General features: G+C 55.5%; 18 protein-coding genes and 1 pseudogene. 11 read left to right on the top strand and 8 right to left on the bottom strand.

Annotated features, from left to right (window positions below; genetic code table 11):
* Window positions 1–101 precede the first annotated feature (101 nt).
* The 4 genes and pseudogenes from BM413_RS33715 to BM413_RS23275 all read left to right on the top strand — a co-directional run.
* Window positions 102–275 (top strand): annotated as a pseudogene (locus BM413_RS33715) (alcohol dehydrogenase catalytic domain-containing protein); the annotation flags it as partial.
* A gap of 30 nt (window positions 276–305) precedes the next feature.
* The gene (locus BM413_RS23285; RefSeq protein ID WP_280141854.1) at window positions 306–1,025 is read left to right on the top strand and encodes an NAD(P)-dependent alcohol dehydrogenase; all 720 of its coding nucleotides are present in this window, start codon (window positions 306–308) and stop codon (window positions 1,023–1,025) included.
* A gap of 820 nt (window positions 1,026–1,845) precedes the next feature.
* A complete protein-coding gene (locus tag BM413_RS23280) occupies window positions 1,846–2,895 on the top strand; it encodes a LacI family DNA-binding transcriptional regulator (RefSeq protein ID WP_175544413.1) in 1,050 nt (349 codons plus the stop codon).
* Window positions 2,896–3,362: 467 nt separating this feature from the next.
* Window positions 3,363–5,012 carry an ABC transporter substrate-binding protein gene (locus BM413_RS23275; RefSeq protein WP_091917232.1) on the top strand — a complete coding sequence of 550 codons (1,650 nt, stop codon included), beginning with the start codon at window positions 3,363–3,365 and terminating at the stop codon, window positions 5,010–5,012.
* 335 nt (window positions 5,013–5,347) lie between these two features.
* Here the strand turns inward: BM413_RS23275 and BM413_RS23270 are convergent, their stop codons facing one another.
* Window positions 5,348–6,556 carry a CaiB/BaiF CoA transferase family protein gene (locus BM413_RS23270; RefSeq protein WP_091917231.1) on the bottom strand — a complete coding sequence of 403 codons (1,209 nt, stop codon included), beginning with the start codon at window positions 6,554–6,556 and terminating at the stop codon, window positions 5,348–5,350.
* Between the two features lie 273 nt (window positions 6,557–6,829).
* On the opposite strand from BM413_RS23270, the gene BM413_RS23265 reads away from it, so the two are divergent.
* The 6 genes from BM413_RS23265 to BM413_RS23240 all read left to right on the top strand — a co-directional run bounded on the left by BM413_RS23265 (window position 6,830) and on the right by BM413_RS23240 (window position 13,661).
* Window positions 6,830–7,573: an SDR family NAD(P)-dependent oxidoreductase gene (locus BM413_RS23265; RefSeq protein WP_244537988.1), complete on the top strand. Its 744-nt coding sequence runs from the start codon at window positions 6,830–6,832 to the stop codon at window positions 7,571–7,573.
* A 68-nt stretch (window positions 7,574–7,641) separates the two neighbouring features.
* Window positions 7,642–8,073 carry a VOC family protein gene (locus BM413_RS23260; RefSeq protein WP_175544412.1) on the top strand — a complete coding sequence of 144 codons (432 nt, stop codon included), beginning with the start codon at window positions 7,642–7,644 and terminating at the stop codon, window positions 8,071–8,073.
* 221 nt (window positions 8,074–8,294) lie between these two features.
* Entirely contained in the window at window positions 8,295–10,385 is a 2,091-nt protein-coding gene (locus tag BM413_RS23255; protein WP_244537987.1) for a 3-hydroxyacyl-CoA dehydrogenase NAD-binding domain-containing protein, read from the top strand.
* A gap of 74 nt (window positions 10,386–10,459) precedes the next feature.
* A complete protein-coding gene (locus BM413_RS23250) occupies window positions 10,460–11,815 on the top strand; it encodes an MFS transporter (RefSeq protein ID WP_210188961.1) in 1,356 nt (451 codons plus the stop codon).
* Between the two features lie 142 nt (window positions 11,816–11,957).
* The gene (locus tag BM413_RS23245; protein WP_091917226.1) at window positions 11,958–12,794 is read left to right on the top strand and encodes an FAS1-like dehydratase domain-containing protein; all 837 of its coding nucleotides are present in this window, start codon (window positions 11,958–11,960) and stop codon (window positions 12,792–12,794) included.
* A gap of 51 nt (window positions 12,795–12,845) precedes the next feature.
* A complete protein-coding gene (locus BM413_RS23240) occupies window positions 12,846–13,661 on the top strand; it encodes an IclR family transcriptional regulator (protein ID WP_091917225.1) in 816 nt (271 codons plus the stop codon).
* A gap of 66 nt (window positions 13,662–13,727) precedes the next feature.
* Here BM413_RS23240 and BM413_RS23235 read toward each other — a convergent pair whose 3' ends face one another.
* The 5 genes from BM413_RS23235 to BM413_RS23215 all read right to left on the bottom strand — a co-directional run bounded on the left by BM413_RS23235 (window position 13,728) and on the right by BM413_RS23215 (window position 18,399).
* Window positions 13,728–14,723 carry a branched-chain amino acid ABC transporter permease gene (locus BM413_RS23235; protein ID WP_091917224.1) on the bottom strand — a complete coding sequence of 332 codons (996 nt, stop codon included), beginning with the start codon at window positions 14,721–14,723 and terminating at the stop codon, window positions 13,728–13,730.
* Window positions 14,724–14,749: 26 nt separating this feature from the next.
* Window positions 14,750–15,637, bottom strand: a complete 888-nt coding sequence (locus BM413_RS23230; RefSeq protein ID WP_091917223.1) for a branched-chain amino acid ABC transporter permease — start codon at window positions 15,635–15,637, stop codon at window positions 14,750–14,752.
* 2 nt (window positions 15,638–15,639) lie between these two features.
* Window positions 15,640–16,389 carry an ABC transporter ATP-binding protein gene (locus tag BM413_RS23225; RefSeq protein ID WP_091917222.1) on the bottom strand — a complete coding sequence of 250 codons (750 nt, stop codon included), beginning with the start codon at window positions 16,387–16,389 and terminating at the stop codon, window positions 15,640–15,642.
* Entirely contained in the window at window positions 16,382–17,149 is a 768-nt protein-coding gene (locus tag BM413_RS23220; RefSeq protein ID WP_091917221.1) for an ABC transporter ATP-binding protein, read from the bottom strand. The genes BM413_RS23225 and BM413_RS23220 overlap by 8 nt, the downstream gene beginning before the upstream one ends.
* A gap of 74 nt (window positions 17,150–17,223) precedes the next feature.
* The gene (locus BM413_RS23215) at window positions 17,224–18,399 is read right to left on the bottom strand and encodes an ABC transporter substrate-binding protein (RefSeq protein WP_091917220.1); all 1,176 of its coding nucleotides are present in this window, start codon (window positions 18,397–18,399) and stop codon (window positions 17,224–17,226) included.
* Window positions 18,400–18,766: 367 nt separating this feature from the next.
* Between BM413_RS23215 and BM413_RS23210 the strand changes: the two genes are divergently transcribed.
* Window positions 18,767–19,669, top strand: a complete 903-nt coding sequence (locus BM413_RS23210) for an IclR family transcriptional regulator (protein WP_091917245.1) — start codon at window positions 18,767–18,769, stop codon at window positions 19,667–19,669.
* Between the two features lie 30 nt (window positions 19,670–19,699).
* Here BM413_RS23210 and BM413_RS23205 read toward each other — a convergent pair whose 3' ends face one another.
* Both BM413_RS23205 and BM413_RS23200 read right to left on the bottom strand, forming a co-directional pair.
* A complete protein-coding gene (locus tag BM413_RS23205) occupies window positions 19,700–20,458 on the bottom strand; it encodes an SDR family NAD(P)-dependent oxidoreductase (protein WP_091917219.1) in 759 nt (252 codons plus the stop codon).
* A 313-nt stretch (window positions 20,459–20,771) separates the two neighbouring features.
* On the bottom strand, window positions 20,772–20,969 hold the full coding sequence (locus tag BM413_RS23200; protein ID WP_091917218.1) for a hypothetical protein: 198 nt from the start codon (window positions 20,967–20,969) through the stop codon (window positions 20,772–20,774).
* Window positions 20,970–21,059 lie beyond the last annotated feature (90 nt).

The following is a 21,059-nucleotide window of genomic DNA, read 5'->3' as shown; positions in this document are numbered from 1 at the left end:
AACAACCGACCCATCCAAGCCTCCAATCCGTTGATCGGAAATCCTGAATCTGATTTGCTACGCCAAATCAACGCGATAAATGGGTTTGAACCCTAGGACATGAGGGTGCCGGGATTGTCGAAGCGGTTGGTGAAAATGTCACGAATGTAGTTCCTGGCTATCACGTGGTCATGACCTACATGTCATGCGGACTTTGTGACACGTGCGAATCGGGTCACCCGGCGCACTGCGAGCATATGGCGCCGCTGAATTTCGGAGGCGGGCGCCTCGACGGTTCGACCGCTACCATCGATGCGGTTGGCGCGGTGGTTCATGACCATTTCCTTGGTCAGTCCTCCTTCGCCCAGTTTGCCATTGCGAACGAACGCAACGTGGTCAAGGTTCCGAAGGATGTGCCCCTCGAATTGCTGGGTCCGCTCGGATGCGGTATCCAGACTGGCGCTGGCTCGGTGCTCAATGCCCTTAAGGTAAATGCCGGATCGAGTTTCGTGGCGTTCGGCGCCGGCGCGGTCGGCCTGGCTGCCGTGATGGCTGCCAAGGTGGGTGGCGCGACCACAATCATCGCAGTCGATGTCAATGCCTCGCGGCTCGAACTCGCTAAGGAGTTGGGCGCAACGCACCTGGTCAACAGCCGACAAGTCAATCCGGTTGAAGAGATTCAGCGGATTACCGCGAAAGGTGCCAATTTCTCACTCGAATGCAGCGGTCGCGCCGACGTCCTGCGTCAAGCGATTGATTGTCTTGGTATTTTCGGTGTGTGCGGTATCGTTGGCGCAACGAAGGAGGGCACGGAGGCATCGTTTAACATCAACGACGTCATGATCCCGGGCCGCCGGATTATGGGCATCGTACAAGGTGATGTGGTTGCACAGACCTTCATCCCGACTCTGATTGAACTCTACCGTCAGGGTCGCTTCCCTTTTGACCGGCTCGTTCGTTTCTATAACTTCCACGAGATCAACCAGGCCATGGCTGATAGTGAAAGTGGCAAGACCATCAAGCCGATCCTCCGTATGGGTTCCTGAACAGCTATCCAATTGGAGATGCGGCGCCCGGGACTCGTCTCAGGCCGTCCGGTGCCCTCATTTACGCCTGGCCGTTGAATCAAGGCGAGCTGCTCGCAAGCGCTTATCCCTGTTTCGTCAAGTCCAAATTCTTGCAGCGGGCCGCATTGCTCGGCCTTGCCTTGAGCACGATCTCATCCTGGCCGCTATTCTTTGTAGTGATCAGACGGCGGCAGTGACGGCGAGGCGTGACCGCTGAAAGCTTTCGCAAGCGCTATGCCGGTATGCAGGAGGCAGAACAGTTGATCAATCTGTATTATTGTCAATCGCCGCCAGGTAGGCCGGAACCTCAAATTCGCCGGAGTGACCGGAAAAGACGCAGAAAAGAATCTCGCCAATACACTATAGGATCTGCTCCGTCTCGAGACTGAAAACAAACAATTGAAAAAACTGTTTGCTGGCAAGATTCGCAAGGAAACACTGAAACTCAGGCGGAAGCTTGGATTCTCGTATTATTGCGGCTTTGATGTTCATCTCCGATATGAACTGACGTCCCCGTTATTGGGACCCCACCTCGGTCCTCAGTGCTCCATTGACGCGATTGACCTTATGTGGTTGCGTCACCACGTATCAATGTGTTTTGCAAGAAGGCCTAGATTTTTGGTCGGACAGGTCCGTAGCCTTTGCGTTGCAGGGATCCGTTCTGTCGGCGTGCATTGCTGGATATTTGCTGCAATGAGATAACAGGCAAGGGTGTGATGCGCCTGACGTGAAACTATGAAACTCAAGGTTTAGATGCAGACCTCTTATGTCGCGGTCTGAGCGCGGAAGATGTGATCGTATGACGAAAGCCCGTATTTCCGATGTTGCTAAATTGGCGGGAGTTTCGCCGAGTACTGTTACGCGAGTGATACACGAGAATGGCTATGTTTCGACCGAGAACAGAATGAAGGTCCTTAGCGCCGTTGAGACGTTGGGGTATTTTCCAAATTTACAAGCGAGGTCTCTGCGTAACCAGAGAAGTTACACTATTGGCCTTCTATTATCGTCAGAGAGAACGAACCCGTTCTATACGAATATAGCTCACGCTATTCGTGTCGTAACTGCGGATCAAGGTTATTCAATATTGTCAACCAACCATAGTTTTTCTTTAAAAGCCGAAAGAAACGCTATACGCCTGTTCATTGAATACGACGTAGAGGCGGCTATCATCTGTCATGCGCTGGATCCAAACAATATGGCCCCTTTGAAGCGCGCTAGAATACCTATCGTTCAGGTTGAACGTGATCGTATCGAGGACACCCATCTAATCGACGTCGACCTTCGTCCTGGCTTCGACGACAGTATCAAGGTTCTGATGTCGCTGGGTCACCGTCGGATTGCCTTCATCGGTTGGAAGCCTCTAACGGACTATCGGGGCGCAAAAGCAGCCATAACCGAACGGAGGCGTGCAGAGGGGTTTAGCCAAGCCATAGAACGTCAGGGCCTGAATGTTGATCATTGTCCACTACTCTTGGGGGATGCCAATGCAGGGGTGGGTCCCTTTGATGCAGGGAGAACTCTCGCCGACGTACTGCTCGACCGCGAAGGCTCGCGAGTAAGTGCGATAATGACTGGTTCAGATGTGTTGGCCGCCGGCGTGTTGCAGGCTTTACATGCACGTCGGATACGTGTTCCTGACGAAATGTCCGTCATTGGATACGACGACAGTCTGGCCGCATATCTGACACCACCGCTCACCTCTGTTGCCCAGCCCTACGACGCGATAGCCAATGCGGCGTTGGAAATCATAAAGCGTTGCAGTCTTGAACCGGATGACGCACCGCCAATAAAGGTTTCAGTCGCAAATCAATTGGTTCATCGTGAATCGATTGCCCGATGTCAGCCCTAATTCGCGAACGCGTCGTCAATCTACGAATCAAGAATTCGATCCGTACAAGCAATTGCTTTCTCCGTCAGGAGCCGTTCCTTTGTGATATGGGAAGCGATGTACAGAATTGTCGTGGTCGATGATTATCAACGGCCTTGATGCCGTGAGGCCCATTTCGGTGGGAAACGGCGGCATTACCTATTGCTGGACAAGCTAGCAAGCACCGACTGAAAGCGGCATTCCAGACTTTCTGGGGCAGGTCGATGCATGCAGCGGATTCGCTCGCCGGACCCGATCGAGAATTCTGGCAGAAAAACATTTTCCACATCGTGCAATTGATTTGTTGCAGTGCAATAAAGATTGCGCAAGAATCGGTCGACGAAATTCAATGAGGCCTCTGATGCTATTGGTTCGTTGGACGTAACACTAGCCAACCTCGCGACGGGCATTCGAGGGTGCGAACTACTCACAAGCAGGATAAAACGTTGATGGTGATGTTTTGTAGTAACGGGGAAGAGGTGCCCGATCACATTCGCGCTGCCGCGCAAGCGTGTCGGGAGGAGCGCGTAAATCGGCGGGAGTTCCTCGCGCTTGCAAGTGCTTTCGGTGCCTCCACGGTCCTGGCCTACACGTTGGCGGGCTTGGCTTTACCTCCGGCGCACGCAGCCGCGCCCAAGAAAGGCGGAATTCTAAAAGTTGCAATGTTTGTGAAGGATCCCAAGGATCCGCGGACTGCTGATTGGTTCGAAATTGCCAACGTGGAGCGGCAGACGTTGGAGCCGCTTATCAAATATACACATGATTTTACCTTTGAAGGCAAGTTGCTGGAGTCCTGGGAGGTCAACGACAATGCTACGGAGTTCATTTTTCATATTCGGCCCGGTGCAACCTGGAATAATGGCGACGCCTTTAATGTAGACGACGTAATTTTCAACTTACGCCGTTGGTGCGATCGTAATGTTGAAGGGAACTCTATGGCTGGACGCATGGGGACGCTCGTGGATTCGGCGACCGGAAAAATGCGCGAGGAAGCTGTTGTGAGAGTCGATGATATGACTCTGCGCATTTTGCTTACTAAACCGGATATCAGCTTCATCCCTAACCTTTCGGACTATCCAGCCCTAGTTGTCCATAGATCCTTCGATGAGAAGGGTGCGACCTTTGTCGCATGCCCGATTGGGACCGGGCCATTCGAGCTTGTGTCATACGACGTAGGAACTCGAGCGGTGCTCAAGCGCCGAGAGAATGGAGCGTGGTGGGGAGGTGAGGCCAACATTGATGGAATCGAGTTCATAGACTATGGCAGCGACACCTCAGCAATGATTTCGGCCTTTGAGGCAGGTGAGATTCACGCAAACTACGAAACGAACGCAGATCTGGTTCCGATTCTGGATGGCGTTGGCTTGATCAAGGCAGAGACTATAACGGCCGGTACCTTGCTGGCGCGCATGAACGTCATGAATAAACCCTATGATGACAAGCGCGTTCGCAATGCTTTGCAGCTTGCCGTTGACAATGAGGTGGTGCTGCAGCTCGGTTATGGCGGGGCTGGAACAGTAGCCGCGAATCACCACGTGTCCCCGATCCATCCCGAGTATTTCGAACTTCCAACGGTTAAACGTGATATCTCTAGAGCTAATGCTTTGATCGCGGAGGCCGGAAAAACTGATTTCGAGCATGAACTAATCACGGCGGATGAAGATTTTCATCGCAATACCGGAGATTCGATTGCGGCACAGCTGCGGGAGGCTGGGATCAAGGTCAAACGAACAGTTCTGCCTGGCTCCACTTTCTGGAATGACTGGACGAAATACCCCTTCTCCATGACTACCTGGAACATGCGTCCGCTGGGGGTCCAAGTACTTGCCATCGCCTATCGGTCCGGCGAAGCCTGGAATGAGAGTGGCTGGTCAAATCCAGAATTCGATACGAAGCTCAATGAGGCGTTGGCCATTGCCGATCCGCAGAAGCGTCAGGAGCTTATGAAGGATATTGAGTTCCTGTTGCAGGACTCCGGTATTTTGATCCAGCCATACTGGCGCAAGCTCTTCAATCATTCCGCGCCGCAACTCAAGGGCAACCGCGTGCACCCTACTCAGGAGAACGAATATTTCGCTGTCTGGTTCGATGATGTTTGAAGCGTCGTTGTGAGTATAGGAGCATAAACGGTAATCGGCCGCTCAACTATCGCAACCAGTGTGACATCAGCCTAGAGCAGTCTTACTGTCGTTGAACCGATCAGAAATTTAGACCCGGTGGTGTGGTTGGTCGGAAACAACGATCTTGCGCAAGGCGTCGATTCTCCTTGAAGGGTAAGGCCTTGTAAATCGTCGACTTGCTTCGCAGCAGGGACGCTTGGCATTCACACCGACAAAAACTACTTTTTCTTCGCCACTTGATTGCCGTGCTCAGCATCTTCGGCAAATCCCGAATCTACTGAGCACGGCAGTGCCTTGGGAGGCATAGGTTTGGGTCACCGCTGGGCGGCAATGATTGCTGTCCCGGACATGACCAGTAAATCGATCTCTTGTGCTCCGAGACCTATCTCTTCCAGAATCCGTTGGGTCTCCCATCCTCTCGGTTGGGCATAGCAGCCAGGTGCTGGATAGCCTTCTTCGCTGCGGATGGTTGACCGAATGACTGCAACCCGGCCTTCGGTTGGATGCTCTTCGCTCGAAACCAATCCAACCGCCTCGAGGTGAGGGTCGGCACGCAAAGTTGTAAGAGTGTGGCAAGGCATTGCTGCAACGTCCGCAGCCTTGAAAATCCTGAGCCATTCAGCTGTTGTCCTATCTGACAAAGCCGCTCCTCGGACCTCGAACCATTCCTTGACGTTTTTCGCCCGGTCGGCGACGGTAGCAAAACGCTGATCTTCGAGAAGATGGTCGCGACCCACGGATTTCAGGAACGCCCTGACCTGAGAATCCGTGTTGATTGTTACTGAAATCCAGCCATCTGCAGTCCTTAGTGGCTTATTATGTGGGTTCAAAAGCCTCTTATCCCCCACCGAGCCGACAGGCGGGTCGAACGATTCCTGCGCTAGATGCTCTTGCAGCACGAACGCGGCCATCGTTTCGAACATCGGTATTTCTAGACTGCTTCCGCCTCCGCCCTCGTTGCGCTTTATCACGGCTGCAAGGATTGATCCTGCTGCAATTTCGCCAACAACGTGATCGCAGACGACGAGCGGCACATAAGCAGGCATACCATCCCGCTCGAGAAATAAGCCGCCGATTCCCGATACGCCTTGAACGACGCTGTCATAGGTGGGTTGGCCAGCGTATGGTCCGTCGGTACCGTAGCCAGTCATAAGACAGTGAATCTTGACCGGATGTCTCGCCAGAACCGAAGCGGCGTCCAGGCCGAGACGCTCCAGTGCCCTCGGCCTCATATTGGCGACTAGAACTTCGCACCATTCAACCAATTTCTCGATCACTTCCTTGGCATCTGGCTTCTTCAGATCCAGGCAAATGTTCCGTTTGCCGCGATTGAGATGAAGATATGTACCCGAGTGTTGTCCAGTTGGAGACACCCCCCCCAATCCGCGCATCAGGTCACCTTCCGGCGCCTCGACTTTGATGACTTCGGCACCGTACTGCGCCAGTCGCCATGTGCATGTCGGTCCGACAACCACACTCGTCAAGTCTAGCACGCGCAGCCCTTTAAGGAATCTGTTCGTCATTTAGGAGCCTCCCGTCTTCTGTATGCTCCCCAGGGCGAGAGCAACTTTGAATCGCTGGCAGGAACTAGCGATGTAGTTGTAATTCCTCCCTGCGCCGGGCGGCACATAGTCAGCCATTAGACGCCCGTTTGCATATATAGAATCTTTAGTTTGCCAATAAAAGAGCGTCAACGCCTAAATTTTGCATATGAACCATTGACAGCATATATGAAACCTATATGTCTCCCTCCCAAGCAGTTTTGGAGGAGCAAGCTTATGCTTATGAAAGATAAGGTGTGCGTCATCACCGGCGCAGCGTCCTCTCACGGGATCGGGCGCGCGACAGCTGAAATGTTGGCGGAAAACGGCGCCCTCATCGCAATTTTGGATGTCAATGACGGGGTGGAAGACGCCGCTGCTGCTTTGGCAAAAAAGTATCCAGCTTCGCGCTGCGTCGCACTTAAATGCGATATCACGTCGCGCGACGAATGCGATGCGGCGCGCAATACCGTGCTTGAGACGTTCGGCCGCGTCGACGTGCTTGTTCATTCCGCCGGCGTCATGCGAGCCGCGAAGTTCCACGAGATCACCGATCAGGAATATGACGTCGTCATGTCGGTCAATCTCGCCGGTACTTTCAATATCGTGACTGCATTCGCGCTAACAATGGCCGATCAAAAGGCGGGTTCGATCGTCAATGTCGCGTCCGTTGCCGCCCAGCGTGGAGGTGGGCTGTTCGGTGGCGCCCACTATGCGGCATCGAAAGGCGGCGTGCTTAGCATGACCAGGACGCTGGCTCGTGAACTCGGTTCGGTGGGGGTAAGGGTGAACGCGATTTGTCCGTCTCTGATCGAGACGGACTTTGTCGCCGGTGCTATTTCGCCCGAGCGCCTTCAGGAGCTGTCGATGGCCATTCCGCTTGGACGGCCCGGGCGGCCGGATGAGGTTGCCGGAGCATGCATGTTCCTAGCGTCCGATTTGTCGACCTACATGACCGGCGCGACGCTCGACGTCAATGGCGGCATCCACATTCACTGAAATCGGCGCTCGGGAGCGCCAAGTCAAGTCCATGCCCATTCGCATGGCAACACACGAAGGAGGAAGCTGTGACTACTCGTTTTCATCATGTTAACTTCACCGCCAAGGACGTTACCGATCTGGAGAACTTCTATAAGGATGTTCTCGAGTTGGATCAGACCTATTATGGCGGCCATGACGCTGACGATCAGATCAAGGATCGCGGCTACGGCGGGCACGTCGCATTTCTCACGGACGGCACAACCGAAATGCATCTTGCCACCCGCGATCTGAACGTGGCGTTCAAGACCGGCAAAGGCGTGAACCCGCTGGATCGCGGACATATTGCTTTTAGAACCGACGATATTGAAGGCATCAAGAAGCGACTAACCCAGCGCGGCATTCCTTACGCGGACTACGGTCAGTGGGCCATCAAGGGATGGGACCAGATATTTTTCCAGGATCCGGAAGGAAACGTGGTCGAAGTACATCAGGTCGATGCCGAACCAACCAAAGGCTGATCTGGCTCGGAGCTGTTTTGAACAGTCTGATCGAAAGTTGGGGGCGCTCGCCGCTCGAGGCAATCGAAGGGGCGCGCACCTTCCAAGACGCTGCGCTGTGAAGGCCCCAGCGGAGGAGTGGGCGGGATGCCCGCAATCCGATCAATGACGCGCTCGCACGGCGGATGCCGGCTGGTTTATCGCGCTGGGTCTGCGCTCGCATATCGGGACCGAGCTGACCAATGAGCGTAGTGGAGAAGCAGGCGATGGGTTCAGTTTCCAAGTCTGTGATTGGCAAGGCCGGAGTTATCGTGATCGATAATCCGCCCGAAAATGCCCTGGCGTCTGACGTCAGCGCCCTTCTTCTGGAGGCCCTGAAGGAATTCGACCAGGACGGCTCCGTTGTCGCCATCATAATCACTGGCGTTTCTGGCCGCTTCCTGACGAATCCGCCGGCTGTGGAGGGCGATTGGGATGATATTTCGTCATCACTCTTTGCCGTGATCGAGACGATCAACAAGCCGGTCATTGCCGCAATTACCGGGCCGGCTCTCGACATTGGCCTCGAACTTTCGCTTGCTTGTGACCTTCGCATAGCAACATCGTCCGCGACCGCAGGCCTGCCTGGCCTCATGCTAGGGCAGACTCCCAGTGCCGGTGCAACGCAGAGGCTGCCCCGGCTGATCGGCATCGCTAATGCGATCGATCTGGTTGCCTCGCGGCCTTTAACTGCCCGCGAGGCTACCGAGACCGGGCTGTTCGATAGAGTTGAGTGCGACGTTATTGAAGCCGCGCTCGGGTTTTCTGAATCGGGGGGCAAGAGCCGACTGTCGCAGCGCGCCGTCGTTTCGGGGAACGCTGACGCGGAGAAGAGGAGCCTCGACAGCGCTGTCAAGCGCGCGAAAGGAGTCACTGCGGCCACGCAGACCGCTACGCTGATCGCGGCCGCGGCCTCGTCAAGTTTCGACGAAGGACTGCTGCAAGAGCACGAAATTCATCAGCGCCTTCGGCATTCGGAAGAAGCTAAGGCCCTTCAATATCTGAAGCGCGCGGAAGCATGGGCTGAGACGGTTCCCGACCTCGAAGGGGTCGAGCCCAAAACAGTTGACCTGGCTGCCGTCGTTGGTGCCGGCACGATGGGTTCGGGTATTGCTGTTAGTCTGGCTACAGCAGGTCTGCCCGTGATTGTTCTGGAGCAGACGACCGAAACCGCGAAGGCTGGGCGCGAGCGTATCGCCGGCATTCTGCAGTCACAGCAAAAAAGCGGCAGGATTTCAGAGACGAAATCAGCAGAGATTCTAAGTCGCTTGCAGGTGACCGAGAACTGGGGTGTTGTTAAGGACGCGGATCTCGTCATCGAGGCAGCCTTCGAAGATCTCGCTGTGAAGAGCTCGATTTTTCAGAAATTGAATCTCCTCGCGAAACCCGATGCCGTTCTCGCGACGAACACATCCTACCTGGACGTCAATCTCATCGCTGAACAGGCAGGGCGCGCGGCCGATGTGGTCGGCCTTCACTTTTTCTCGCCAGCGCACGTCATGCGGTTGCTGGAAGTTGTCCAGGCTGACAAAACCGCTCCGGCCGTTCTGGCGACTGCGCTGTCCTTGGCGCGCAGGATTGGAAAACTACCGATCGTCGCGCGGGTCTGCGACGGTTTCATCGGCAACAGGATCTTCGCGATCTACCGCCGGCATGCGGAGTACCTCGTCGAAGACGGTGCTTCACCTCAGGAAATTGACGAGGCGCTGCAAGCTTTCGGATTTGCCATGGGCCCCTTCGCAGTTTCCGACATGTCCGGTCTCGACATCGCCTGGGCTATGCGCAAACGCAGGGCAGCGACGCGCGATCCGGGTGAACGCTATGTCTCCCTTCCGGACCTGTTGTGCGAAGCCGACCGGCTCGGACGCAAGACGGGCGGAGGCTGGTACGACTATGTCGATGGAAAACGACTTCCGTCGCCCGCAGTCGCGGACATCATCGAAGCTGAACGCAAGAGACGAGAGGTTCGAAAGCGTTCCTTCACGCCTCAAGATATCCAGAAGCGCATCCTTGCTGTCATGGCAAACGAGGGCGCGAAGGTTCTGGAGGAGCGGATCAGCGCTCGGGCTTCCGACATCGATCTCGTTTTCGTCAACGGCTACGGTTTCCCGCAGCTGAGAGGTGGGCCGATGTTCGCCACAGACCAGTTCGGACTTTCCGCAATACTGGCGGAAGTCGAAGAAGCTACCCGTATCGGCGGCACAGGATCTGAGCCGTCGGCTTTGCTTGTTCGCCTCGCCAACGAGGGTAGGACATTTGCTGAATGGCAAAGGGAGACGCATCACAACACGTGACATCTTGAGGTGATGAGGCGCCTGCCTTCCAAGGAGGGCGCGGAAGCATCAGGCTATGAGGAGGAGAAAAAGCCTTGGCCGCAACCGATAACAATATCAGTACGTTACATTCCCCTAGCGAACGCACGGCGGTCACCCCGATGGCGCGAAAAGCCGCAGTCAGCAGTGCACTCGGCTCCGCTTTGGAGTGGCTGGACTTCACAGCCTATGGCGCGATTTCAGCGACCGTGCTGCCGGGGCTCTTCTTTCCAACCATGGACGAGAACAGCGCCCTACTTGCGTCATTTGCCACGTTCGGCGTCGGCTTCTTCGCGCGCCCCGCCGGCGGTATCGTGATGGGCATCCTCGGAGATCGTCTTGGCCGCAAGAACATCCTTCTGTTCACATTCATCCTGATGGGCATCGCATCGTTCCTGATCGGAATCATGCCTACCTATGCCAGCATTGGAATTTGGGCGCCGATTCTGATCGTGCTCCTGCGCTTCATCCAAGGGTTTGCTCTTGGCGGTGAATCGACCGGTGCGCAGCTCTTCGCCATGGAGCATGCGCCGTCCGACCGACGCGGGCTTTTCGGTGCGTTCACCAACATGGCGGCGCCTGCAAGCCAGGTCTTGGCCAATGGCCTGCTGTTTATCATCACGACCCTGATGACTGCGGAGCAGTTCACGAGTTTGGGCTGGCGTATTCCGTTCCTGATGAGTGTTCTGCTGGTCGTCCTTGGCGTCTACATCCGGTTCAAGGTTGACGAAACCCCGGCCTTCCAGAAGTTGAAGGAAAAGGAAGAACGCGCGAATCCCGCCCATGGCGAGGCAGCAGTGAAAAGATCCGTGCTGAAAAGCCACGGTCGCGCCATTCTGCGTCTGCTCTTGTTTTGGGCGGCCCCAGCCTCCTGCTACTACGTCGTGACGGTTTTTTCGATCAGCTATCTGACGAAGACGATCGGTGTGTCGAACCAGACGGCATTCATGTGCCTGATGGCAGCCAATGTCGTGGCAATCTTCACAACCTGCATCGGAGGTGCAGCCAGCGACCGGTTCGGACGCAAGCCCCCTCTGATCGTCACTTCCCTGATCATGCTGGCAATCGCAATCTTCTACTTCCCGATGCTTAGTACGGGTAACGCCTTTCTAATCTTCCTCGCGATGGCTGTTTTTACCGGCAGCATCCAGGCGCAGAGCGGCATCCTGCCATCCTTCTTCGCCGAGCATTTCCCGACGGCGGTCCGCTATTCCGGTTCGGCGCTCGCCTACACCGGCGCCAACCTGCTCTTCGCCGGCCCGACTCCCTTTGTCGCGGCGTGGTTGATGCAGAAGTTCGGCGGCGAGGTGTGGATCATCACGGCCATGTGCGTCATCATCATCATGGTTTCGTTCGTCGCCCTTCTCATGAGCCCTGAAACCCGGGATTTCGACCTCAATCGTTCGGAATAGGTTGGAGTTTACTCTCCAAGCTGGACGACGATGCCCGTTAAACATGTCTTCGGATTAAACAGTAGAACTTCAGGGGTAGATTCGTGGGCGTGAGTATCGTTCGTGTCCACCGGCTGCCTCGACAACGCAGAGGACATCACCCATGACGCAGCAAGGAACATCCGGATTGAGGACCGAAAGCATCCGCCGAAGTGAAACCTGCGCGATTGCAACGGTTCGTCGTGTGGCTGCAATGCTCAATCTGGACCAGGATGTTTATGGGGAAGGCGACCGTCTTCCCCGGGGCTGGCAGTTCATCCTTTTCGGGGCCGACACTCCGCGAGGCGCATTACGAGGCGATGGATTTCCGGGGTTGGGAGTGCCTCTGCCAGACCTCGGTCTTCCCCGGCTTCTACTCGGCGGTCGCCGCGTCCAGTACTTCGGCGATATCACTATCGGAGAGACGCTGCAGCGGGAAAGTTACGTCGAAAAGGTTTCGCAAAAGGAGACGGCGAACGGACCGATGGCGGTCGTGACGATCGCCCATAATCTGATCTCTGAAAAAGTTGGACCCGTCCTAGCCGAGACGCAGACATATCTCCTCATGAGCGCCCAAACCGGCGCCCGAAAGATGGCGGAAGGTCAAGCAGTGCCGCCCATCGCTGATGCAGCCGCAGTCACTCCAGACGACATGCTGCTGTTTCAGTATTCGGCGCTTGGCTTCAATTCGCATCGGATTCACTGGGATCGTGCATTTGCCTGCGACACCGAAGGGTTTCCCGACCTCGTCGTGAACGGAGGTCTGGTGACATTACTGCTAACGGAGCATCTAAGAGTGAAGCACGGCCAATCTTTCTCTGCCTTCACGGCAAAACACATGTCGCCGTTTTTTGCATCTCGGCCACTCTATCTTGTCGCCGATGCACAGGACAATGCCTGGATGCTGCGCGCTTTTGACGACGCAGGTCGTCTCGCGCTTGAGATCGAGGCGGTTGTCTGATGCCATGGCGACGCTAGACAATGCTCTGGTTTGGAAGACCGGTGACCTTCCATGAATGATATCGCTAGCAGGAGCGCTGATGTCCAACCAGTGGTCGGTGACGCACGCTTATATACCGCGCCCGCTCTGGAGAAGGGGCTCGATATTCTCGAACTCCTCTCGAAACAAGAACACGGGCTGACCCGAAAGGACATGGCCGAGCGGTTGGGCCGATCCGTGGGAGAAATCTTCCGCATGATCGATTGTCTCGTGCGCCGCGCATATATCGTGCAGGTGGGCGACACATTCATTCTGAGCACTCGACTCTTCGAATTATCGCACAGCTTCCCGCCGACGAAGCGTCTCCTGAACGAAGCGGCACCGCGCATGCGGGCGCTCTCGCAACGGTCAGGACAGTCGTGCCATCTGACCGTGCTGAACGGTACCAGCCAGCTCGTTATTGCCCAGATCGATACGCCGGAAGGCGTCGGCTTCAGCATAAAGCTCGGGAGCAAGCTGGACATTCTCAAGTCCGCCTCAGGACGTGTTCTCATGTCTTTCCAAGACGAGACCGAGGTGGATCGTCTGCTGAGGCAGCTTTGCCCCGGAATGTCGCCGCAGCAGTTGGGCGGCCACAAGGACGCATTTCGCATCATTCGCTCGCAGGGCTTTGCGAACATGAAAAGCAATCAGTTCAGCGGAGTTCACGCGATCAGCTATCCGATCTTCGACCTGAACGGCCATGCAACTGCCGCTTTGACAGTTCCCTACGTCGCGCGTCTGGACGACAGCCAGCGTCTTTCAGTTTCTGCGGTCCAAACGGCTCTTGCTGCGACCGCAGCCGAAATGAATGTGGTACTAGGAGTAGGGGGCCTCTACCAAATCTGATCTGCTGTTCGGCATATCCAGACGCGGCCGGCTTGTGTTCGACCAACCGCTATCCAGAGAGGTGTGTCAGAGGGAGGTTTTCGTCTTGCGACCCAGCAGGCCGATGATGCCATCGCGGAAAAGCAAGACGCAGACGACAAAGACTACGCCCTGGATTACCGTAACCCATGCTCCGAACGGTGCCAGATAGTTCGCCATGGCGGTGATGATGAAGGCTCCCACGATCGGGCCGAATATCGTCCCCATTCCGCCGACAAGCGTCATCAGCACGACCTCGCCGGACATGGACCAATGCACGTCGGTCAGAGAGGCGAGCTGGAAAACGATTGCTTTGGTCGCGCCAGCAAGCCCCGTAAGACTTGCCGACAGGACAAAGACCGCAAGCTTGTAACGGTCAGCATCATAACCGAGCGATATAGCACGCGCTTCATTGTCCCTTATCGCCTTCAGGGCCTGACCGAAGGGCGAATGGATCACGCGATAGATCAGAAGCAGCGCACAGAAGAAGATAACCGCGACGACGACGTAGAGCGCTCGATCGTCCGCCAGATCAACAAGTCCAAACAAATGACCACGCGGAACGGCCTGAATGCCATCCTCGCCGCCGGTGAAAGGCGCTTGCACGCACAGGAAGTAGACGAGTTGAGCAAGCGCGAGCGTGATCATGGCAAAATAGATGCCCTGCCTGCGAATTGCGATGCTGCCAGCAATCAGGCCAAGAACCGCGCCGACCACGCATCCGGTAAGGATCGCGAGCTCCGGTGAAAACCCCCAGTTCTTTGCGGCGTAAGCACAAAGATAGCTGGCCATTCCGAAATAGGCGGCGTGACCGAAGGAGAGGAGGCCCCCGTAGCCGAGGAGCAGATTGAAGGCCAGCGCGTAGATTGCGAAACATAGGACCTTCATGATGAATACTGGGTAGAGAAAGAATGGCAGTACGACCAGGGCGGCGGCGATCAGCAGAAAGACAACCAGATGAATGGTTTTCAGGTTCCTTGTTTCGGGAAGACGGACAATTATCGATTTGGGTGCGTCACTTGCGGTCGTAGGAGACTGAATCATTTGAATTTATCCGAAACAATGAGTGTTTAAACGCTGCGGCCGAATAGCCCGGCAGGCTTGACCAGCAGGACAATGATCATGACCACGAAGATCACGGTCGACGATGCCTCCGGATAAAAGACCTTCGTGAGGCCTTCGAGCAGACCGAGCGCGAATCCCGTGAGGATAGACCCGAGGATAGATCCCATGCCGCCGATTACCACGACCGCAAACACTACGATGATGAGATCGGCACCCATGTTCGGGTTGACTGAATACAAGGGGGCGGCCAGAACGCCAGCAAAAGCTGCCAGGGCAACGCCGAAACCATAAGTAGTGGTCAGGAGGAGCGGCACGTTAATGCCGAACGCCTGCACGAGTGTCGGGTTTTCGGTTGCAGCGCGCAGATAGGCACCAAGCTTCGTTTTTTCGATCACAAGCCATGTCGCCAGGCATACGACGATAGAAACTGCGATGACCCATCCTCGATAGTTCGGCAAATACATGAATGGGAGCTTCTGCCCGCCGGCTAGCTCCTGCGGCATGGCATAAGGTAGGCCCGAAACGCCGTATTCGTTACGAAACAGGCCCTGAACGATAAGAGAGATGCCGAAGGTCAGGAGCAGGCCGTAGAGGTGATCCAGGTGATAGAGCCTCGAAATGAGCAAACGCTCGAGGATGATGCCGAAAATGCCGACGATGATCGGCGCGAGCAGAAGCGCCCACCAATAGCCTAATCCGAGGTAGTTGAGCAGCATCCAGGCAAGGAAGGCACCCATCATATACTGCGCCCCGTGCGTGAAATTGATAATGTTCAACAACCCGAAAATGATTGCCAGGCCCAGCGACAAAATCGCGTAGAATGACCCGTTGATCAGTCCGATCAGAAGCTGCCCGAAGAGCGCATTGCCAGATATACCCAAGATGGTGAGCATGGTCAGAGCCCCAGATAGCTGTGCAGCTTGTTGATGTTTGCATCGAGATCAGCATTCGGAATCATGTCCACGATCTTGCCGTGTTCTACGACGAAATGTCGGTCGGCCACCGTTTGAGCAAATCGGAAATTCTGTTCCACAAGCACCATCGTGTATCCTTCATCCTTCAACCTGGTCAGGGTTTTCCCGATCTGCTGAACGATGACCGGGGCCAGGCCCTCGGTTGGCTCATCAAGAAGCACGACTTTCGCACCCGTCCGGAGGACGCGAGCTATCGCAAGCATCTGCTGCTCGCCGCCGGACAGCTTGGTTCCCTGGCTTCTGGAACGCTCCTTCAAGTTGGGAAAGAGCTCGTAAATCTGGTCGATCGAGACACCGCCAGGGCGCAGAACTGGCGGAAGCATTAGGTTTTCATAGACCGACAGGCTGGAGAAAATTCCACGTTCTTCGGGGACATAAGCCAGACCAAGCCGGGCGATATGCCGTGACGACAGTCGAATTGTTTCGGAAGTGTCGAACTGAATGGACCCCTTTCGCTTGCTCAAGATTCCCATGATAGCGCGCAACGTTGTGGTCTTTCCGGCGCCGTTGCGTCCCAGAAGCGTGACAACCTCACCGGGACGCACGTCGAACGAGACGCCATGCAGGACGTGGCTTTCCCCATACCATCCCTCGAGCCCCTCAACGCGCAGCATGGATCGAGCGTCTGAGAGGGGCAGAACCTTGCACTGATGACCAGATATTTCAGCCATGACCTGCTCCGATGTAAGCCTCTATGACACGTGGATCTTTTGAAACGCTCTTGTAATCGCCTTCCGCCAGAACCTGGCCACGAGCGAGCACCGTGATGCGGTCGGAAAGAGACGCAACCACCGAAAGGTTGTGCTCGACCATGAGGATCGTCCTGTTTTTGGAGACGCGGCGGATCAATTCAGCAGTCCGGTCGACATCCTCGTGGCTCATGCCTGCCATGGGTTCGTCGAGCAGCAGCATGTCAGGGTCTAGGGCAAGGGTGGTGGCGATTTCCAATGCCCGTTTGCGGCCGTAGGAAAGTTCTTTTGCCTGTGTGTCAAAAAATGCGGAGAGGCCGACTGCCTCCATGAGCGTGGAAGCTTCTTCATTGAGGCTCAGCAGAACTTTTTCCGAGCGCCAAAAATCGAAAGAGTCGCCTCGAGTGCGCCGTTGCAGCGCGATGCGAACGTTTTCCTTTACAGTTAGGTTAGGAAAGACGGCGGAGATTTGAAAGGATCGTACCAGACCGAGGCGGGCGACGCCTGACGGTTTCATCCTCGTGATATCGCGACCTTTGTAGTGGATCGTACCGCCGGTAGGTGTGAGAAACTTCGTGAGAAGGTTGAAGCAGGTTGTTTTGCCGGCACCATTTGGTCCGATCAGAGCGTGGATAGTACCGCTCCGCACGGTGAGGTTGATGCCATTGAGGGCGTGAAAACCTTTGAATTCCATCCTGAGATTTTCAGCAACCAGGATGTCGTTCGAGACATTCGTATCCATGGACGTTGCTCATTTGCGCTGTTAAATTTCGTGAAAGGACCGCCCACCGCACGCCGACGGTCCTCTCACAATCACTAGCCGCCCAGCGTGCAACTCGTCAGGCGCGGTGGCGCCGCATCTTCGGCACTAATCTTCGAGATGAAGCTGTAATAGTCCCAGGGTGCCTTGGATTCTTCGGGGGTCTTTACCCGGAAGAGATAGAGATCGCGCATGACCCATCCATCATCGCGAATTTTCGCGCCATGGGTCATCATGTCCTCGACCGGAATCCCTCGCATTGCAGCAGCCACAGCAGCCGAATCGGTCGAGCCCGCCTTTGCAACGCCCTTAATGTAATGGCGGACTGCGCTATAGACGCCTGCCTGCGCCATGGTAGGCATGCGGCCGTTCATCTGGGCGGCGAAGCGTTTCGACCAGGCTTTGGTCTCGTCGTCAAGATCGTGGTAAAAAGCAGATGTCAGTGTGAGGTTCTTCGCGATAGGCAGGCCGATGCTGTGGACGTCCGATAGGAAGGTTTGCATCGAAACGATCTTCTGACCCCCGTCGGCGATGCCGAACTCGTTGGCCTGTTTCACCACGTTGATGAAGTCGGAACCACCGCTGACAAAGGCCACGACATTCGCTCCCGAACTCTGTGCTTGCAGCAGATAGGAAGCGAAGTCAGTGGTTCCTAAGGGATGCCATGCCGTGCCGACGACTTTACCGCCGCTCTTTGTAATCACCTCGGTCGAGTCGCGCACCATCGCGTGGCCGAAAGCATAGTCGGCGGCAACGAAATACCAAGAGTCCCCACCGTCCTTGAGAATGGCCGTTGCGGTGCTTCTGGCAGATGAGGCTGTGTTGAAGGTCCATTGGAAGCTGGTCGGCGCGCAAGACTTGCCAAGCAAATCCGAGCTGCTGGCGCTGGAGAACAAAACGATCTTATTCTTCTCACGCGCCACCTGCTGCACTGCAAGCGCGATCGAAGATACTGGCAAGTCCACGATTGCAGATACGCCATCAACGTCGTACCATTGGCGAGCCAGGTTTGCTCCGATATCCGGCTTTCCCTGGTGATCGGCGACCATGATTTCAATCGGGCGGCCCAATACTTCTCCGCCAGCATCCTCGACAGCCAATTTGGCCGCGACGACCGAACCAGGGCCGGCCAGATCGGCGTAAATTCCGCTTTGATCGTTCAGAACACCGATCTTTACAGGTTGGGTGGTCTGCGCGTTGGCCAAGCCCACCGAAAGCAGAAGAGTTAACATTACAAATGCTGATCGTATCACGGGATTTTTCCTCCTCCCACTCAAGCGCTCATCAGAGCGCATCTCCCCACGCCACTGAGCAAACTCAGCGGCTGACTTGCGTCAATCGTCCTCAGCAATGATGAACAAGTGCGATGAGCACAGCTTAGTGCGCTCACAGAGAAGACCCTACCTCTGCAGGCCTTCCCCCTTCCTCCTCACTCCCTATCGCTAACAGAACAGTATTTCACATATTAAGTCAAGAAATTATATATGAAACTCGTACGCGTTCGTTGAGCAGGATAGGCCAGACTGTTGCGAGGTCGCCAATTCTGATGCAAAACCGAGGTCAAGCGAAGATGGGTTCGTTGGCCAAACGGATGGGATGATGAAAACGCCTAACAAGACCACCGAGACGCCGGACAATTCAGCAGCAAAGCCTACTGGTCCGGCTTATTCCGCTCCGGCCCTCGAAAAGGGTCTGGATATCCTGGAAACACTGTGTGGCAGCAATATCGGACTCTCCCAGATAGAGATCGCCGAGCGCCTGGGGCGAAGCGTAAGCGAAATCTATCGGATGTTGGCCTGCCTGGTGAATCGCAACTACGTCGCCAGCATCGGCGAAACCTATTCCATAACTACAAAGCTGTTTGAGCTTGCTCACAGCAATCCCCCAACAAACAGGCTCTTGTCCGAGGCTGCGCCGATCATGCAGGAACTTTCCTCCGAGATCGAACAGGCATGTCATCTCACGGTCTACAATCAGGGGCAGCAGGTGGTCATTGCCAAAGTGGACAATCCCAGTTGGGTGGGATTTAGCATCCGGGTAGGAGCACTCCTGGACGTCCTTGTTTCGGCGTCTGGTCGCGTGCTTCTCGCTTTTCAAGATGCCGAAACAACCAATCTTCGCATTCGCGAGGCCTTGCGTCAGCGTCCCGAGCATGCCGGCGTGGAGATACATCCGATACTCGAAACCATCAGAGAGCACGGATATGAATCGATCGTGAGCATCCAGGTGAAAGGCCTGCATGCGATAAGCTTCCCCATCCTCGACACTCGGAACCGAGCAGTCGCAGCGTTGACCGTCCCCTATGCGGAGCGTCTAGACCAACCGGATCGTAAAACAATCGCGGATGTCGAAAAGGCCCTCAGCAGATCAGCCAAGGCACTGTCGGAACGAATGGGCTGGAGGGAAGGTTCGGGCGACATCGATGTCTTGGGCGTACCCCAAAAAGCCATCGGGTTCGATACGGCGCCAAGACGCAGGCGCCATATCACCAGGACGACCTAAGTCAGGCATTTCCATGGAAAGCGCAGAGCATCAAGTTGGGAGGCCGCCGTCAATCATGAAGTTAGCTGCCGTGACATAGGATGCTTCGTCGGATGCAAGCCAAAGCATAGGGTATGCCAGTTCCTCCGGTTCTGCCCAGCGCTGCAATACGCAGGGTGGCACTAGTTCGTTCACCTGCGCCTCGCCCAGGCGTTTGACGTGAAAAGGCGTGCGGGTAAATCCAGGGCAGATGGAATTGGCGCGAATGCCATGCGCACCTTCCTCGTAGGCAAGCGTTCGTGTCAGCGAGAGGACGGCCGACTTGGTGGCATCGTAAGCACCCAGTCCTTTGCGGCCATAAACAGCATATGTCGACGATACGTTTATGATACTGCCCCGGCCGCTCTGCCTCATCGTCGGCATTACTGCCCTGGACATCGAGACAAAGCTCAACAAATTCACCCGCACGATGGCGTCCCATTTATCCCATGAGGCATCGGCCAAGGCGTCGTATCGACGGATACCGACATTGTTGACGAGGATATCGATGCCGCCGAAGGCCTGAAGAATCTTGTCCACTACAACCTGAGCGGCGCTTTCCTCTCCGAGGTCTGCAACGAAGCCAGCCACATCCGCATCGGGGATGCTTTGGCGAATGCCGTCTACCGCCGTATCGACGACCTCCCGATCCACATCGACGAGAGCAACCTTGGCGCCCTCCCTGCAGAACAGGCGCCCGGCCGCCGAGCCGATGCCGCCGCCGCCGCCCGTGATGATGGCTACTCGGCCTTCAAGTCTCTTTCCAGTCATTTTTCCTCCAAAAATCATATCACCTTCGAACAACCGCTATATGGGCAGCGGAAGCGTAATACCCCCTGCAAGGGTTGATGATGTCGGGTCCTCATCGTAAATATACCGCTCAATTTTTGAGCAGCGCTTAGAAGCTATTGATATCATATATGATGTCAATCTTTTTTATATGAAACTTTATAGCGCTAAAATCGGTATTCCGTCGAACCCAAGCTGATGTGGCGGCTTCAAGTCCATGACGGCAGGGGCCGCCGTTGTTAGTAACCGAGTGTCAAGATCTCGGCGCCGCAGTACGTTTTGCACGTCGCAGTGATTATGGTTCGATTGGGTTGCAGAGGGTGGCGTTGACATGCGAGCCACATGCGCAAACCAATAAAACCATATTTTTCGACGCGAACATCGCCTGGAGAGCGACGAAACGTAAAAATTCTTGGTACCAGTCCGTACCGAGCAGGTCGCCGACCGCCGCCAACGGCTCCTCGCTAACCCACTTGTGGTAAAGCCAGGTCATGACGGACCACTCGGCGCTGAAGGGGCTTCCATCCGTCCGAGTTGGTTGAGGACCTTGAAAATCGAGTAGGGGAGAGTGCGCTCTTCCAGG

The organism is Mesorhizobium sp. YR577 (assembly GCF_900116595.1).
Classification (GTDB): Bacteria; Pseudomonadota; Alphaproteobacteria; order Rhizobiales; family Rhizobiaceae; genus Mesorhizobium_M.
Note: the sequence above shows the minus strand (reverse complement) of the source record. Positions and strands in the feature narration are given on the sequence as shown.

Excerpts from the sequence above, each read along its gene's own strand:
- BM413_RS23220 (WP_091917221.1), bottom strand. The coding sequence starts at position 17,149 with ATGGATACGAATGTCTCGAACGACATCCTGGTTGCTGAAAATCTCAGG.
- BM413_RS23235 (WP_091917224.1), bottom strand. The coding sequence starts at position 14,723 with ATGATTCAGTCTCCTACGACCGCAAGTGACGCACCCAAATCGATAATT.
- BM413_RS23200 (WP_091917218.1), bottom strand. The coding sequence starts at position 20,969 with ATGACCTGGCTTTACCACAAGTGGGTTAGCGAGGAGCCGTTGGCGGCG.
- BM413_RS23270 (WP_091917231.1), bottom strand. The coding sequence starts at position 6,556 with ATGACGAACAGATTCCTTAAAGGGCTGCGCGTGCTAGACTTGACGAGT.
- BM413_RS23280 (WP_175544413.1), top strand. The coding sequence starts at position 1,846 with ATGACGAAAGCCCGTATTTCCGATGTTGCTAAATTGGCGGGAGTTTCG.
- BM413_RS23225 (WP_091917222.1), bottom strand. The coding sequence starts at position 16,389 with ATGGCTGAAATATCTGGTCATCAGTGCAAGGTTCTGCCCCTCTCAGAC.
- BM413_RS23205 (WP_091917219.1), bottom strand. The coding sequence starts at position 20,458 with ATGACTGGAAAGAGACTTGAAGGCCGAGTAGCCATCATCACGGGCGGC.
- BM413_RS23215 (WP_091917220.1), bottom strand. The coding sequence starts at position 18,399 with ATGTTAACTCTTCTGCTTTCGGTGGGCTTGGCCAACGCGCAGACCACC.
- BM413_RS23230 (WP_091917223.1), bottom strand. The coding sequence starts at position 15,637 with ATGCTCACCATCTTGGGTATATCTGGCAATGCGCTCTTCGGGCAGCTT.
- BM413_RS23255 (WP_244537987.1), top strand. The coding sequence starts at position 8,295 with ATGAGCGTAGTGGAGAAGCAGGCGATGGGTTCAGTTTCCAAGTCTGTG.
- BM413_RS23240 (WP_091917225.1), top strand. The coding sequence starts at position 12,846 with ATGAATGATATCGCTAGCAGGAGCGCTGATGTCCAACCAGTGGTCGGT.
- BM413_RS23245 (WP_091917226.1), top strand. The coding sequence starts at position 11,958 with ATGACGCAGCAAGGAACATCCGGATTGAGGACCGAAAGCATCCGCCGA.
- BM413_RS23210 (WP_091917245.1), top strand. The coding sequence starts at position 18,767 with ATGAAAACGCCTAACAAGACCACCGAGACGCCGGACAATTCAGCAGCA.
- BM413_RS23275 (WP_091917232.1), top strand. The coding sequence starts at position 3,363 with ATGGTGATGTTTTGTAGTAACGGGGAAGAGGTGCCCGATCACATTCGC.